Genomic DNA, 14,693 nt, shown 5'->3' with positions numbered 1-14,693 from the left:
CCGGCAGTCAATTAACCGACGACGGCGCCCGGTCACCTCCGCGCGGGAGGTGACCGGGCGCCGTCGTCGGTCGTGATCGGTTAGGGGGTCTCGGTGGTGGTGGGGGCCGGGTTGGTCCATTGCTTGGGGCCGTTCTTGGCCGCGAGCAATGCGAAGACCACGATGACCGCCAGGATGATGGGGGCGGCGTAGAGGCCAAGGTTGTAGTTGCCGGTGACCGACTGGATGGTGCCCCACAGCGGAGCGCCCAGGGCGTTGCCGATGTAGTAGAAGGACAGGCCCAGGGACAGCAGCTTGCTGTAATCGCGAGCGCCGACCGACTGGCGCAAGACGAGCGGCGGGGCCACCGTGGCGTTGGAGACACCGGCGGACATGCAGACCATGGCCATCAGCGGCAGCGCCATGGCCATGGCACCGAACCCGGAGGCCGCCGTCGACATCTGCGGCAGGTACAGGAAGCCCAGCGCCATGAGGCCCAGGGTGATGGCCATCATCCAGATCACGCCGATCTTGTCGTTGATGATGCCGAGCAGCGGCTTCCACAGGATCAGGGTGAACGTCCACGTGGCCAGCAACAGGCTGAACGCGGAAATGTTTTCGCCGGTGTAGACCTTCAGCAGAATGGCCAGCACCTGCGTCACGGACACGATCATGCCGATCAGCACGAAGGCCAGTGCCAGAAGCCAGAACCAGGGGCTGCGCAGAGCGTCGCGGAACACGAAACCGGGGAGCTTGGTGGGGTCCTGGCTGTGGGCTTCCTCATCCTCGCCGGGCACCGCGCCATAGGAGAGTAGACCCACGTCGGCGGGGGTATTGCGCACCAGGAACACGGTGGCGATCAAGGAGAGCGTCACCAGAACGATGGCCATGGTCATGATGGTGGGGCGCCAGCCCAGCGACTCTGCCATGCGCGGGCTCAGGATGGACCACAGCAGACCGCCCACGCCGGAACCGGAAAGCACGATGCCCAGGACCAGACCGCGCTTGGCCTCGAACCAGGACGTGGTGATGACCGGGGGAATGGGTGCCTGGGACAGCCCGTAACCCATGCCGATGACTGCGCCGGCCACATAGAACATGAACGGGTTGGGCGCGAAGGAGAACAGCAGTACACCCAGGCCCATGATGCACGAGCCCACACCTAGCATCACGCGGGGACCGAACTTGGCAATCAAGGGGCCGGCGGCGAACATCATGGTCACCACAATGGTGATGGTCAGGACCGTGAAGTAAATAAGGAAGGCGGGTTGACCGCCGTTGGCGGGGTTTCCGGTCTCGTCCGTGAACATGTCACCCACGATGAACGGGTGCAGTAGGGACAATCCTGACAGCACCACGGAAGCCGCAATCATGATCATGAAGCCACCGGCCGCGACCATCCAGTGTCGCGGGGTCATCCCCTGGGGTGGTCTGGTGGTTGTTTCCGCGGTGGTTTCCATGCTGTGCTCCCTATTGTTCTTATCAAGACCAACCGGTCACGCGATGAGACCGGCACCGCCGGAACTTAGATACAACGAGTAAAGACCCGCGATGCGAACGGGGACTCACATGGCTTGGGTCTCTCGACAGTATCCAAAAATCACGCCCTGTAGGCCGATTGACCACAGGTTCCCGAACCATTACAGCGGTCCTTGATTCGGAAATAATATCTGGATCAAGTATGTTGTTGTGGTCATGAAGGCTTTCGGATTCTTGAGTTTCGGTCACTACGGCTCCGGTCGCGGGCCCGGCGATCCTGATGCGCGGCAGTCCTTGCGGGACGCCATTGAGATCGCAGAGGGCGCGGACGAGCTGGGCGTCAACGGTGCCTATTTCCGCGTCCATCACTACGCTCGCCAGTCGGCTTCTCCCATGCCGCTGTTGAGCGCGATCGCCGCGCGCACTCGCAACATCGAGGTGGGCACCGGCGTGATCGACATGCGCTACGAGAACCCGTTGTACTTCGCGGAAGAGGCCGCTCAGCTGGACCTCATCGCGGATGGCCGCGTGGCCCTCGGCGTGAGCCGGGGATCCCCCGAACCGGCCCTGCGCGGCTGGGAGTCGTTCGGTTATACCGGCTCCGAGGATCCTCGCGGTGCGGATATCGCACGCGAGCACTTCGAGAAGTTCATGCGCGCCATCAAGGGCGAGCCCATGACCTACGCGGATCCCGTTCAGTACGGTGCCGGTGCCAAGCTGGCCATCGAGCCTCAGTCACCCGGTCTGGCCGAGCGGATCTGGTGGGGTGCAGGTTCGGCCAAGACGGCCGAGTGGGCGGGGGAGCGGGGCGTGAACCTCATGAGTTCCACGCTGCTCACCGAGGCCAACGAGGGTTCCTTTGCGGAGCAGCAGGCCGAACAGTTGCGCCGCTATCGCGAAGCCTTCCGCGCTGCTGGTCATACTCGTACGCCGCGCACCTCCGTCAGCCGCAGCGTGTTCCCGATCGTGGGTCCCGAGGACGAGATCTTCTCTTACATGGGTGCCCGGGAATCGCGTGACCAGGTGGGAGTGATCGACGGGTTTACCTCCGTCTTTGGGCGCACCTATGCGGGTTCGCCGGACACCTTGGTGGAGCAGCTGAAGCAGGATCAGGCCGTGATGGAGTCCGACACCCTGACGCTCACGATTCCCAGCCAGCTGGGCCCCGAGCTGAACCTGCGGATCCTGGAGAACTTCGCTAAGTACGTTGCCCCCGAGCTCGGTTGGCAGCCGAATACTGAAGGCCCCGTGACGGGGTACGAGATTTCCTAAGCCGAGCTGGCGGCGTCGTCCCGTGGTCGGCATCGACGACGTCGCCAAGCTCACCTCCCCGGGGCCGCCCACCGCGCGTGGGCGGCCCCGGATTCACTTAAACTGGTGGGTATGTCCCTGCCGAAAATTGTGCTGTTCTATGTCTTCACCCCGCTGGCCGATCCTGATGCCATCAAGCTGTGGCAACAGAACCTCGCCGAACGCAGCAACGTGAAGGGGCGCATCATCGTCTCCGAGCAGGGGATCAACGCGACCGTGGGCGGGGACATCCATGACGTCAAGCGCTACGTGAAGGGCCTCAAGGAGTACGCGCCGTTCAAGGACGCGGACATCAAATGGTCTGACGGGGTGGGGGACGACTTTCCACGGTTGAGCGTCAAGGTGCGGCCGGAATTGGTGACCTTCCACGCTCCCGATCCGATCACCGTGACTGAGGATGGCGTGCAGGGTGGCGGCACCCATCTGAAGCCGCACCAGTTGCACGAACTCATGGACCAGCACGGTGACGAGGTCGTGTTTTTCGACGGCCGCAACGCCTTGGAAGCCCAGATCGGCAAGTTCAGGGACGCGCTGGTCCCGGAGACGGATACCACCCGTGATTTCATCGACGAGATCGAATCGGGCAAGTACGACTCTTTCAAGGACAAGCCCGTGGTCACCTACTGCACCGGCGGGATCCGCTGCGAAGTGCTCAGCGTGCTCATGAAGAACCGCGGTTTCCAGGACGTCTACCAATTGGACGGCGGGATTGTGCGTTACGGCGAGGCCTACGGGAACAAGGGCCTGTGGGACGGTTCGCTCTACGTGTTCGACAAGCGGATGCACATGGAATTCGAGCCCGGCGCGCAGTCCCTGGGCACGTGCGCCGAATGCGGTGAGCCCACGCCCCGCTATGTCAACTGCGCCGAACAGACGTGCCGTCAGTTGTTCCTGTGCTGCGAGTCCTGCACCGAATCGGGGGCGCGCGATCACTGCCCGGACTGCGTGCCGGTCGCGGCCTAACACGTATCGGTTCTCACGAGGATCCGTGCGTTCGGGAGCTTTGCCCCCGGGCGCCTCTGCCTTCGGAGACTCCCCGCACGGAGCCTCGTACCCTGGAGGGCATGGCTCAGCCCACGACCCTCATGACCTTCGGCCACGGCACCGCGGACCGCGACGAGTTGGCCCGCTTGCTGCAGGGCGCGCACATCGAACGAATCGTGGACGTGCGCCGGTTCCCGGGCAGTCGCCGCAACGACGCCGCCGCGCGCGGGCAGATTGAAGAGCTCGCCCACGAGCTGGGTATCGAATATGTGTGGGATGAACGCCTGGGCGGTCGCCGCTCGCTCTCCAAAGCCGAGGACCAGCAATCACCGGACCAATGGTGGCGCGTCAAGGCCTTCCGCGCCTATGCCGCGTGGACCCGCAGCGAGGAATTCCGAGCCGGGATGGCCGACCTTCTGGGAGGGCTGGACGATAAACGTACGGCCGTGATGTGTTCGGAGTCCGTGTGGTGGCGTTGTCACAGGCGCATCATCTCGGATGTGGCCACCGCGAAGCACAGCGTGCGCGTGGTACATCTGATGCACAACGGAAAATTCACGGTGCACGAACCCAGCGAGGGATTGCGCCTGGACGAGCACGGAAACCCGGTGTGGGATGGAGCCAAAGCATGAGTCAGGACCAAGCGACCGTGGACGAGCCGAAGGTGACGGACGCCTCGATTACCCTGCTTCGCACTGGCGAGGTGAAGTCTCGCAACTGGGGGTCATCGCGCGCGCTCAGGACGGCCGCAGTCAAGACGCCGCACGCTGGCCCGGTTCACTTGACCGCCACGGGTTTCGTGGGGGATGAGCAGGGGAACCTAAAACATCACGGTGGAACCGAGAAGGCCGTGTGTTGCTACCCGGCCGAGCATTACGACGCGTGGCGGGCTGAAGGGCTCGAGCTGCCCGATGGCGCGTTCTTCGAGAACCTCACCATCCGCGGCGCCACCGAGGACAAGGTGTTCCTGGGCGACGTGTACCGGGTGGGCAGTGCGGTCGTTCAAGTCACCCAACCGCGCCAACCCTGCGGCACGATCTCCAAGAAATGGTCCAACCCGGACCTACCCAAGCTCATGATGAGCACCAACCGCTGCGGTTACTACCTGCGCGTGCTCGAAGTAGGCGATGTCCAGGTCGGGGACCGCTTTGAGTTCGTGTCCCGGCTGCCGGACGCGGTGTCCTCGGCGTTCGTAAGCCGCATCATGAACGTGGAGCGCGGAGACCTGGCGGCCATGCGCGAGCTGCTCGAGGCCCCCGAATTTCCGGATCGCTGGCGCAAGCAGCTGCGACGTCGTTTGGGCGAAAGCGTCTGAGTAACCGCGAGCCTCGCGCTTGGTGCTGACCGGACCTCAGACCGGTACTACTTGGCCATCCACTCAGCAGCCCGGTCCTGTTCGGATCAGATCAGCTCCAGCGGTCCGGTCTTGTTCAGATCGGATCAGATCAGCTCCAGCGGTCCCGGCTGATCCGGAGCGGGGAAAGCCACATCGATGGCGCGGAGGTCCTCCGTGCTCAGTTGCAGCTCGAGCGCACGGGCATTGTCCTCCACATGCTCCACCGTGGACGCCTTGGGAATCGCGATTGTGTTGCCGTCCCGGATGGCCCACGCCAGAAGCAGCTGCGCGACGGTCGAATCGTGCTTCTCGGCAATGTCTTGAAGCGAAGAATCGCCGAGCAGCTCACCCTGTCCCACCGGGGAGTACGCCATGGCTACGATCTCCCGCTGCTTCATGGCGGGGAACAGGTCGAGTTCCGGACCCCGGCTCGAGGGATTGTAGAGCACCTGGTTGACCAGCGGGTTCTCCGGGTAGCTCTCCAACTCCGCCAGATCAACGTTGGACACGCCCCAGTCGCCGATCAACCCGCGGTCCACGAGCCGTTCGAAGGCCATGAGCGTTTCCTCCACCGGATATGAGCCCGGCCAGTGCAGCAAATACAGGTCGATGTGGTCGAGTCCCAGGTGTCGTAGGCTGCGCTCGCAGGCCTCCTCGGTTCCCTTGGCCGATGCATTGGACGGCAGCACCTTGTCCACCAGGTACACGTCATCGCGGATCGGCGCGATTGCCTCACCCACGAGTTTTTCGGAGCGCCCGCTGCCGTACATCTCCGCCGTGTCGATCAGCGTGAGGCCCAGCTCCACACCCCGGCGTAGCGTGCTGATTTCGGCCTCGCGGGTAGCGGTAGAGTCGCCAATGTTCCACGCTCCCTGTCCGATCGCGGTCAGTTGAGTGCCGTCGGACAGTTCTACGATGCGATTCACGATTTCTCCTGAGCCAGGGGACGGGGTGGACACCACGCTAGGGTCTCGGGTGAACCTCCGCAATCACTGTTCGGTTCAACACGCGAAGAGGACTCAGTCATGGCAACCCCCGAATCGGACACACCGCTCCTGCCGCACCCCCTCACGGGCCAGTCGTTCCCGTCGCCCGTTCCTCCGGGCGCGGGCTGGCCCGAGGACCCCGCCTCGCCGGACACACCCGTCGGGCACGACGCCGCTGCGGTGCGGGCGCTCGCGGACGGCACGAGCGGCGTCGGCGAACTCAACGCTCTGTGCAGCGTGTGCCGGGCGTGCGAGCGGTTGGTCGAGTGGCGGGAGAGCGTGGCCGAGCACAAGCGTGCTTCGTTCGCGGGTGAGCCGTACTGGGGCCGACCGGTGCCGTCCTATGGGGACCCGAACGCAAGGCTGGTCATCGTGGGCCTGGCGCCCGCGGCCAACGGTGGAAACCGGACCGGGCGCATGTTCACGGGCGACCGTGCGGGCGATTGGCTCTATGCGGCGCTGTATCGGGCCGGTTTTGCGGCTCACGAAACGGTGACCACCGCGGGAGATGGGCAACGTCTGCGTGGCGTTCGCATGATCGCACCCGTCCGCTGCGCTCCACCGGCCAATAAACCGCTACCCGCGGAGAAAGCGGCGTGCAGCGGATGGTTCGACCGCGAATTTACCCTCTTGCCCGATGTTGAGGGGATCATGGCGCTGGGTGGCATTGCATGGCAGACCACGTTGGCCGCTGCCGTGCGGATGGGCTGGGAGGTGCCCAAACCGCGACCCAAGTTCGGCCACGGGGCCGTCGCTGAGCTGCTGCGACCGGACGGTCAGCCCGTTCGGCTCGTCGGTTGCTATCACGTGAGCCAGCAGAACACGTTCACCGGGCGGCTGACCGAGCCCATGCTCGATCAAGCCCTCGCACTCGCGGCGGGGGAGACGTACGGATCAGGGTTGTCCGACAACGCTGCGGAGTCCGATGAGCCGGACCATCCGTAACGCTGGTGGTGGTCGGCCAGGGTCGACCGGGGTGCCCGGTGCTGACGGTAAACTCCGAGGAATGAGTGTGTGCCCCTGCGGCGGAATTCCCGCCGGTGCGTCCTATGAACAGTGCTGCGAACCGGCACTGAGCAATCAGCGCTGGCCCGAGACGGCCGAGGCTTTGATGCGCTCGCGGTACACGGCCTTCGCGCTGGGCAACCAGGACCACCTGTTCCGGACCTGGCACCCGTCGACCCGCCCGTCGGAGGTCTCCGCGGATCCGAGCACGGAGTGGTTGGGCCTGACCATCCACGAGACGGAGGCGGGGCAAGCGAAGGATGAGAGCGGCGTCGTCGAATTCACGGCGCGCTATATCGCGGCGGGACGAGGGGACAGCCAGCACGAGGTGTCCCTGTTCCGCAAGCGTGCCGGCCGGTGGATGTACGTGGCGGCCATGACCGACGAAGAGCCGTGACCTCGAGGGTCCCGACTGCCGGACCGGGGATCAGCGCATTTTGTACAGCTTGATGCCCAGGGCGTGATCCACACCGGCGGACTGACCGGCTTCCGAGGTCATGCCCGTGATCATCTCCTGGGGATCCGGGTGGCTGCCCAGCGCCGAGAGGTACTGCTTGTGGCAGCGCAGTGATTCCACCGCGGCGTTGATATTGGCCTCGGAAAGCTCGATCGCGTAATCGGGCTCCACGCCGCTGACGATCAGACGGGTGACGCCCCAGGGTTCCAGGTTTTCTTCGTCCATGAGCTCACGGAAGACCCACGGATTGTCCGCGTCACGGATGGCGTCCAGCGTAGCTAGCCCGGCCACCCTGTGGTCCGCCTGATTGAGGCCCCACGCGGCCATCACGTCCCAATTGATGGTGACCACGGTATCCGGCTTGATCTTCCGGATCTCCCGGGCAATGCGTTTGCGGATGTCCAATCCGGATTCGAGCATGCCGTCCGGTAGATCCAGGATCGTGAGGTTTTCGACACCCACGGCTGCACAGGCGTCCCGCTGTTCCTGAGCTCTCAAAGGGCCGACATCGCTCGGATCCTGGTCTCGGATACCCGCCTCACCCGCGGTCAGCAACAGATAGGAGACGCTCGCTCCGCGCTCCACCCAGCGGGCCGCTGCGGCGGAACCGCCGTACTCCATGTCATCCGGGTGCGCGACCACGCACAGCACGTTCTGGACCTGGGAATCGTCGAAAATCGGAAGATCAGCCATGCTCTCAGCCTAGGCACGTGGACGCTCCGCGGCCAGGGATTCAGCCCCTGACGTTTACTATTCTGCGGCGTAGGGTGAAGTCATGGACGTTCAGATTGTCAAAGGTGACATCACCAAGGTTCAAGCAGACGCCATCGTCAACGCCGCCAACTCATCGCTACTCGGTGGCGGAGGAGTGGACGGTGCCATCCACCGAGCGGCCGGCAAGCAGCTGTTGGAAGAGTGCAAACGGTTGCGCGAAACCACTCTCAAGGACGGCCTCCCGTCGGGCCAGGCCGTGGCCACGGAGGGCTATAACCTTCCTGCGAAGTGGGTCATCCACACCGTAGGACCCGTATTCGCCAAGAAAACCGACCGGAGCGACATCCTGGCTTCGTGCTACCGGGAGTCATTGCGCGTGGCGGATGAGATCGGCGCGAAGTCTGTGGCTTTCCCCGCCATCTCCGCCGGGATCTACGGGTGGCCGATGGACAACGCCACGGAGATCGCCGTGCGCACGGTGCGGGAAGCGGACACATCCGTGGAGACCGTCATTTTCGTGCCGTTCTCGGACGATGCCGAAGAGATGTTCCATGAGGCACTCGGCCGTTGAGTAGGTTGATTAGGCGCACTGGGGCCAAGCGTGAGGGGAGGATTGTGCAGAAAATCGCCAAGATTTCTGCACAATCCTCCCCTCAGACTGCCTGCCTGCAGTTTCCTCACATCAGGCCGCTCACGTAGGGCCGGGAGCTTAGATCAGTCCCAGTTCCTTCACGGCCGAGCGCTCCGACTCGAGTTCTTCGACGGACGCATCGATGCGCGAGCGAGAGAACGCCGAAACATCTAGGTCTTCCACGATCGACCAGTCACCGTTGGACGTGGTCACCGGGAATGAGCTGACGAGCCCCTCCGGAACGCCATAGGAACCATCCGACACGACCGCCATCGACGTCCAATCACCCTCGGGGGTGCCGCGGAACAGATCGCGGGCGTGGTCCACCGTGGCCCCGGCGGCAGAGGCTGCGGATGAGGTGCCGCGCGCCGCCAGGATTTCCGCACCGCGCTTGGCAACCCGTGGAATGTACTCTTCCTCGACCCACGAGTGATCCACCAGATCCAGTGCGGGCTTGCCGGCCACCGTGGTGTGGCTCAGGTCCGGGTACTGCGTGGCGGAGTGGTTGCCCCAAATGGTCATGCGCTTGATGTCGGTCACGGGCGCCCCGGTCTGCTTGGACAACAGGGACTTAGCTCGGTTGTGGTCCAGCCGGGTGAGCGCACTGAAGCGGTCGGCGGGGATGTCCGGGGCGTTCTGCTGAGCAATCAAGGCGTTGGTGTTGGCGGGGTTTCCCGTGATCACCACCCGGATGTCGTCTGCGGCCACTTTGTTCAACGCAGCCCCCTGAGCGGTGAAGATGGCACCGTTGGCCTCCAGCAGGTCGCCGCGCTCCATTCCCTTGGTGCGCGGACGGGCACCCACGAGCAACGCGAGGTTGGCGCCGTCGAAGACCTTCTCGGGATCGTCACCGGTCTGCACATCGGCCAGCAAGGGGAACGCGCAGTCCATGAGCTCCATGACCACGCCGTCCAGGGCACCCAGTGCCTGGGGAATCTCCAGCAACTGCAATCGAACGGGCTGATCCGGTCCGAACAGGTCACCTTGAGAGATTCGGAACAACAAGCTGTAGCAGATCTGACCTGCGGCTCCGGTGACGGCAACGTTGACGGGTGCTGGACTCATGGATCCTCCTATGCGCGGGGTGACGCCGGTTTCGCGGGTGTTCAGTGACCTATGACACTAGCAGCGGGAAGTTCAGCGCACGGCTAAAGATGGCGACAGATGCTGACATGACGCGTGGCGCACAGCACAATGAAGACATGGCAACTACCGCATTTCAGGGAAACACCGTCCACACCTCCGGCGAACTGCCCGACGTGGGCACCACCGCACCCACCTTTGACCTGGTGGGTTCCGATCTCAGCCCCGTGACTTCCCAGGATTTCTCTGGCAAGCGCGTGGTCCTCAACATCTTCCCGTCGTTGGACACCGGCGTGTGCGCCCAGTCCGTGCGTGAGTTCAACAAGCGCGCGGCAGCACTCGACAACACCGCAGTGGTCTGCGTGTCCAAGGACCTGCCGTTCGCCCACGACCGTTTCTGCAGCGCCGAGGGCATCGAGAACGTCACCACCGGTTCCGCATTCCGCTCCAGCTTCGGCGAGGACTACGGCCTGGTTCAGACCGACGGCCCGCTCGAAGGCCTGCTGGCTCGCGCCGTCGTGGTTCTCAACGAAAACGGTGAGGTGGTCTACACCCAGCTCGTCGACGAAATCACCGACGAGCCCGATTACGACGCCGCTGAGGACGTCTTGTCCTAAGCAGTCACCTTTGTGGGGCGGGGCCTTTCGGCCCCGCCCCTTTTTCGTGCCCGGTTCCTCGACGTGGTGAACCACGGCGAGAATGACGCCGCCGCGCCGCCCCCGAAGAGGCGACGCGGCGGCGTCGTCGATCTGGAAACGCGCTACGCGATCAGGCGCTGAGCGAATCCACGATCTTGTTGAGCGTGGCCGAGGGGCGCATCACGTTGGAGGCCTTCTCGTTGCTGGGCCAGTAGTAACCGCCGATATCGGCCGGCGAACCCTGAACCTCGAGCAGTTCCTTCACGATGGTGTCCTCGTTGGAGCGCAGCTCCGAAGCGACCTTCTCGAAGGCCTTGGCCAACTCGGCGTCCTCGGTCTGCTTGGCCAGTTCCTCGGCCCAGAAGAGCGCGAGGTAGAAGTGCGAGCCGCGGTTGTCGAGCTCGCCGGCCTTGCGGGACGGGGACTTGTTCTCGTTGAGGAACGTGCCCGTGGCGCGGTCCAGCGTGTCCGCCAGAACCTGAGCCTTGGGGTTGTCGTAACGAGTGGCCAGGTGCTCGAAGGAGGCAGCCAGGGCGAGGAACTCACCCAGAGAATCCCAGCGCAAGTGGTTTTCCTCGACGAGCTGCTGCACGTGCTTGGGAGCGGAACCACCGGCACCGGTCTCGAACAGGCCGCCGCCGTTCATCAACGGAACGATGGACAGCATCTTGGCGGAAGTGCCCAGTTCCAGAATGGGGAACAGGTCGGTGAGGTAGTCACGCAGCACGTTGCCGGTCACGGAGATGGTGTCCTCGCCGCGGCGGATGCGCTCGATCGTGAACGTGGTGGCGTCCACGGGGGAGAGGATGCGGATGTCCAGACCGTCGGTGTCCTCGTCGGCCAGGTACTGGTTGACCTTTTCGATGAGGTTGCGGTCGTGGGCGCGGGACTCGTCCAACCAGAACACGGCCGGCATGCCGGACTCGCGCGAACGGCGAACGGCCAACTGGACCCAGTCCTTGATGGGAGCATCCTTGGCCTGGCACGCGCGCCAGATGTCACCGGGCTGAACCTCGTGGGACATCAGGACCTCGCCGGCCTGGTTGACGACCTGCACGGTGCCGGCCTTCTCGATCTCGAAGGTCTTGTCGTGCGAGCCGTACTCCTCGGCCTTCTGCGCCATGAGGCCCACGTTGGGAACGGTGCCCATGGTGGTGGGGTCGTAGGCGCCGTTGGCGCGGCAGTCCTCGATCACGGCCTGGTACACACCGGCGTAGGAGGAGTCCGGCAGCACTGCCAGGGTGTCCTCCTGCTGGCCTTCACGGCCCCACATCTTGCCGGAGGTGCGGATCATGGCGGGCATGGAAGCGTCCACGATCACGTCAGAAGGCACGTGCAGGTTGGTGATGCCCTTGTCCGAGTTCACGTACGCCAGCTCGGGGCCGTTGTTGATGCCCTCTTCGATGGCGGCCTTGATCTTGTCGCCGTCAGCCACGTTGGCCAGACCGGACAGGATGCCGCCCAGGCCGTCGTTGGGGGACAGCCCGGCCTGAGCCAGCTGATCACCGTACTGGGCGAAGACCTCGGGGAAGAACGCCTTGACCACGTGGCCGAAGATGATGGGGTCAGAGACCTTCATCATGGTGGCCTTGAGGTGGGTCGAGAACAGCACGTCCTCTTCCTTGGCGCGGGCCACCTGGGCCTTGAGGAACTCGTCCAGAGCAGCGGCGCTCATGAAGGTGGAGTCGACCACTTCACCCTTGAGCACGGGCACGGATTCCTTGAGCACCTCGGTGCCCTGATCGGTGACCAGCTGAATCTTGAGGGTGTCATCGGCGGGCATGACCACGGACTGCTCGTTGGCGCGGAAGTCGTTCTGACCCATAGTCGCCACGTTGGTCTTGGAATCAGCGGACCATTCGCCCATGGAATGGGGGTGCTTCTTGGCGTAGTTCTTCACGGCCTTGGGAGCACGGCGGTCCGAGTTGCCCTCGCGCAGCACGGGGTTCACTGCGGAGCCCTTGACCTTGTCGTAGCGGGCGCGGGTGTCCTTGTCCTCATCCGTCACGGCCTCTTCCGGGTAATCCGGAATGTCGTAGCCGGCGGCCTGGAGCTCGGCGATGGCTGCCTTGAGCTGCGGGATGGACGCGGAAATGTTGGGAAGCTTCACGATGTTGGCTTCCGGGGTCTTGGCCAGCTCGCCCAGTTCGGTGAGGGCATCGGCCACGCGCTGCTCTTCGGTCAGGCGATCCGGGAACTGAGCGGCAATGCGGCCGGCCAGGGAAATGTCCCGGGTCTCCACCTCAACACCAGCGGTGGACGCGAAGGCCTCGACCACGGGCTTGAAGGAATAGGTGGCGAGCAGGGGCGCCTCATCCGTCTTGGTGTAGATGATCTTGGGCATGGGGCAATGACTCCTTGGTTTGACGGTCACTGGACTGCCCACCAGCCTACCCCGTGGTGGGGGCCACACCCGTTGAGTTTCATTCGTGGACCAGCACCGGATTGGAGCCGAATATCAGGCTTCCGGGTGCTCCAGATCCTCCTGTGCCTCCACGGCCAGAGCCAGTCCGGCACCGGAGTACAGGTTGATCACCGTGTTCACGCCCAGCTTCTCCAACTCGGCGACCTGATCCTCGTACTGTGCCACCGCGGCTACGCGGCCGGAGAAATCGGATTTGTGGAGTTCGTGCAGCGCGGACAGGTTGGCATCGTGGAACGGCATGGCGAGCACCGCGACTTTCACGTGGCCCGTTGCGGAGATCCGGTCCCACACGTCCGCGTCCGTGGCGTCCGCATTTTCGACATCGTAGCCACGCTCCCACAGGTGGTGCGCCCTCACGGGGTCGATCTCGAGCCCGACGACCTTGTGCGAGGTCGTTACCGTGAACTCGTCATAGGTGGCGGTACCCACCCGCCCCATGCCCAGGACCGGGACGTCCGCGCGAGTCAGATCCAGGGGACGGTCCTCGGGGTGCAGCTGATCCTCGGGTGCTTCCGGGACAGAGCGAAGCAGGGCGGTGGTGATCAGGCTGCCGCGACGGTTGAGCACCGTGGACACCACGAAGCTCAGGGCCACCGCACACGCGAGCATGACCAGCCAGTCGTCGTCGAGCTGCCCGGAGGCCACCGCCGTGGCGCCCACGATGAGAGCGAACTCGGAATAATTGGCCAGGGCGAGCGCCCCGCGGACTGCCGTGCGCCGTCGTAGCCCGCACAACGTGAGCACGGCGGCCATGATGGCGGACTGCAAGGGGATCAACAGGCACAGGATGACGGCCATGATGACCATTTCCAGGCTGGGCAACCCGTAGAAGCCGATGCTCACGAAGAACCCCACGAGCAACAGGTCTTTGACCGTGAGAATCGACTTGGCCAGGTCCCGGGCCAGGGGATGGGAGGCCAAGAGCACGCCCACCAGGAGAGCACCGAGATCACCCTTGAGTCCCGTGACGGTGAAGGCCCACCATCCCGGAACGAGCGCCATGACCACGCCGAACAAGGCCAGCAACTCGCCGTGACCCAACCGGGACCACAGCTTTCGTGCGAGCCGGGTCACGGGCCATAACAGTGCAAGCACCAGCAGTGCCCAAGGAAAGGGGAGGTGGCCGCTGGAAATGGTCAGATACAGCACCGCGGCAATGTCCTGGAGCACCAGAATGCCCACGGCCACGCGCCCGTACAGTGAGTTCGATTCACCGCGCTCGTCCAAGATCTTGACCACCAGAACGGTGGAAGAAAAAGACAAGGCGAACGCCACGAGGAGGACCGTGCCGAGGGTTTCGCCAGCCAGCTCCAGGCCGACCAGCATCATGAGCCACAGGACCCCCGCGCTGGCCAGGGCACTGATGACCATGTGAATGCCACCGGCGGCCCACACCTCTTTACCCAAAAGAGTCCGGACGTCGAGTTTCAGCCCGATCCCGAACAAGAGCAGCGTGACACCGAGTTCGGACAGCAGCTCCAGTTCGTCCAGGCGCTCGACGCCCAGCCCGTTGAGCAGAAACCCTGCGGCCAAGAACCCGAGCAGGGGTGGCAGCCGAATCAGATGTGCGAACGCCCCCAGCCCCATGACCACCACCAGATAGACGGCCACGGTGGTCATGGCTCAGTCGACCTTGGTCAAGGGGCGGGCCGGGGGCGTCATGTC

Annotated in this window: 14 protein-coding genes; 8 read left to right on the top strand and 6 right to left on the bottom strand. The window is 64.2% G+C overall.

Annotated features, from left to right (window positions below; genetic code table 11):
- Positions 1-80 precede the first annotated feature (80 nt).
- Positions 81-1,439, bottom strand: coding sequence for an MFS transporter (locus tag CKW39_RS07440; protein WP_095797491.1), 1,359 nt, complete (start codon positions 1,437-1,439; stop codon positions 81-83).
- 235 nt (positions 1,440-1,674) lie between these two features.
- Between CKW39_RS07440 and CKW39_RS07435 the strand changes: the two genes are divergently transcribed.
- The 4 genes from CKW39_RS07435 (at position 1,675) to CKW39_RS07420 (ending at position 5,068) form a co-directional block, all read left to right on the top strand.
- Entirely contained in the window at positions 1,675-2,730 is a 1,056-nt protein-coding gene (locus CKW39_RS07435; protein ID WP_095797580.1) for an LLM class flavin-dependent oxidoreductase, read from the top strand.
- A 111-nt stretch (positions 2,731-2,841) separates the two neighbouring features.
- On the top strand, positions 2,842-3,732 hold the full coding sequence (locus CKW39_RS07430) for a rhodanese-related sulfurtransferase (protein ID WP_095797490.1): 891 nt from the start codon (positions 2,842-2,844) through the stop codon (positions 3,730-3,732).
- 101 nt (positions 3,733-3,833) lie between these two features.
- Positions 3,834-4,385, top strand: a complete 552-nt coding sequence (locus CKW39_RS07425; protein WP_095797489.1) for a DUF488 family protein — start codon at positions 3,834-3,836, stop codon at positions 4,383-4,385.
- Positions 4,382-5,068: an MOSC domain-containing protein gene (locus CKW39_RS07420; protein ID WP_095797488.1), complete on the top strand. Its 687-nt coding sequence runs from the start codon at positions 4,382-4,384 to the stop codon at positions 5,066-5,068. The genes CKW39_RS07425 and CKW39_RS07420 overlap by 4 nt, the downstream gene beginning before the upstream one ends.
- Positions 5,069-5,193: 125 nt before the next feature.
- Here CKW39_RS07420 and CKW39_RS07415 read toward each other — a convergent pair whose 3' ends face one another.
- Positions 5,194-6,015, bottom strand: a complete 822-nt coding sequence (locus CKW39_RS07415; protein WP_095797487.1) for an aldo/keto reductase — start codon at positions 6,013-6,015, stop codon at positions 5,194-5,196.
- A 99-nt stretch (positions 6,016-6,114) separates the two neighbouring features.
- Here CKW39_RS07415 and CKW39_RS07410 point away from each other — a divergent pair, with 99 nt between their 5' ends.
- Positions 6,115-7,020, top strand: coding sequence for a uracil-DNA glycosylase (locus CKW39_RS07410; protein ID WP_095797486.1), 906 nt, complete (start codon positions 6,115-6,117; stop codon positions 7,018-7,020).
- A 61-nt stretch (positions 7,021-7,081) separates the two neighbouring features.
- Positions 7,082-7,477, top strand: a complete 396-nt coding sequence (locus CKW39_RS07405; RefSeq protein WP_095797485.1) for a YchJ family protein — start codon at positions 7,082-7,084, stop codon at positions 7,475-7,477.
- 30 nt (positions 7,478-7,507) lie between these two features.
- Here the strand turns inward: CKW39_RS07405 and CKW39_RS07400 are convergent, their stop codons facing one another.
- Positions 7,508-8,230: a PIG-L deacetylase family protein gene (locus tag CKW39_RS07400; RefSeq protein ID WP_095797484.1), complete on the bottom strand. Its 723-nt coding sequence runs from the start codon at positions 8,228-8,230 to the stop codon at positions 7,508-7,510.
- An 82-nt stretch (positions 8,231-8,312) separates the two neighbouring features.
- On the opposite strand from CKW39_RS07400, the gene CKW39_RS07395 reads away from it, so the two are divergent.
- The gene (locus CKW39_RS07395; protein WP_095797483.1) at positions 8,313-8,822 is read left to right on the top strand and encodes an O-acetyl-ADP-ribose deacetylase; all 510 of its coding nucleotides are present in this window, start codon (positions 8,313-8,315) and stop codon (positions 8,820-8,822) included.
- Between the two features lie 138 nt (positions 8,823-8,960).
- On the opposite strand, the gene CKW39_RS07390 is transcribed toward CKW39_RS07395, so the two are convergent.
- Positions 8,961-9,947: a malate dehydrogenase gene (locus tag CKW39_RS07390; protein ID WP_095797482.1), complete on the bottom strand. Its 987-nt coding sequence runs from the start codon at positions 9,945-9,947 to the stop codon at positions 8,961-8,963.
- 137 nt (positions 9,948-10,084) lie between these two features.
- Here CKW39_RS07390 and tpx point away from each other — a divergent pair, with 137 nt between their 5' ends.
- On the top strand, positions 10,085-10,582 hold the full coding sequence (tpx, locus tag CKW39_RS07385; RefSeq protein ID WP_095797481.1) for a thiol peroxidase: 498 nt from the start codon (positions 10,085-10,087) through the stop codon (positions 10,580-10,582).
- Positions 10,583-10,733: 151 nt separating this feature from the next.
- On the opposite strand, the gene CKW39_RS07380 is transcribed toward tpx, so the two are convergent.
- On the bottom strand, positions 10,734-12,947 hold the full coding sequence (locus tag CKW39_RS07380) for an NADP-dependent isocitrate dehydrogenase (protein ID WP_095797480.1): 2,214 nt from the start codon (positions 12,945-12,947) through the stop codon (positions 10,734-10,736).
- Between the two features lie 114 nt (positions 12,948-13,061).
- Positions 13,062-14,648 (bottom strand): cation:proton antiporter family protein, encoded by a 1,587-nt coding sequence (locus CKW39_RS07375; RefSeq protein WP_095797479.1) that lies wholly within the window; start codon positions 14,646-14,648, stop codon positions 13,062-13,064.
- Between the last annotated feature and the right edge of the window lie 45 nt (positions 14,649-14,693).

This window comes from Kocuria sp. WRN011, from assembly GCF_002295155.1.
GTDB lineage: Bacteria > Actinomycetota > Actinomycetes > Actinomycetales > Micrococcaceae > Kocuria > Kocuria carniphila.
This window is presented reverse-complemented; position numbering and strand designations above follow the sequence as displayed.

Bases quoted from the DNA above. Each gene is read 5' to 3' on its own strand.
- CKW39_RS07440 (WP_095797491.1), bottom strand. From the start codon at position 1,439: ATGGAAACCACCGCGGAAACAACCACCAGACCACCCCAGGGGATGACC.
- CKW39_RS07390 (WP_095797482.1), bottom strand. From the start codon at position 9,947: ATGAGTCCAGCACCCGTCAACGTTGCCGTCACCGGAGCCGCAGGTCAG.
- CKW39_RS07400 (WP_095797484.1), bottom strand. From the start codon at position 8,230: ATGGCTGATCTTCCGATTTTCGACGATTCCCAGGTCCAGAACGTGCTG.
- CKW39_RS07430 (WP_095797490.1), top strand. From the start codon at position 2,842: ATGTCCCTGCCGAAAATTGTGCTGTTCTATGTCTTCACCCCGCTGGCC.
- CKW39_RS07410 (WP_095797486.1), top strand. From the start codon at position 6,115: ATGGCAACCCCCGAATCGGACACACCGCTCCTGCCGCACCCCCTCACG.
- CKW39_RS07425 (WP_095797489.1), top strand. From the start codon at position 3,834: ATGGCTCAGCCCACGACCCTCATGACCTTCGGCCACGGCACCGCGGAC.
- tpx (WP_095797481.1), top strand. From the start codon at position 10,085: ATGGCAACTACCGCATTTCAGGGAAACACCGTCCACACCTCCGGCGAA.
- CKW39_RS07435 (WP_095797580.1), top strand. From the start codon at position 1,675: ATGAAGGCTTTCGGATTCTTGAGTTTCGGTCACTACGGCTCCGGTCGC.
- CKW39_RS07375 (WP_095797479.1), bottom strand. From the start codon at position 14,648: ATGACCACCGTGGCCGTCTATCTGGTGGTGGTCATGGGGCTGGGGGCG.
- CKW39_RS07380 (WP_095797480.1), bottom strand. From the start codon at position 12,947: ATGCCCAAGATCATCTACACCAAGACGGATGAGGCGCCCCTGCTCGCC.
- CKW39_RS07420 (WP_095797488.1), top strand. From the start codon at position 4,382: ATGAGTCAGGACCAAGCGACCGTGGACGAGCCGAAGGTGACGGACGCC.
- CKW39_RS07405 (WP_095797485.1), top strand. From the start codon at position 7,082: ATGAGTGTGTGCCCCTGCGGCGGAATTCCCGCCGGTGCGTCCTATGAA.
- CKW39_RS07395 (WP_095797483.1), top strand. From the start codon at position 8,313: ATGGACGTTCAGATTGTCAAAGGTGACATCACCAAGGTTCAAGCAGAC.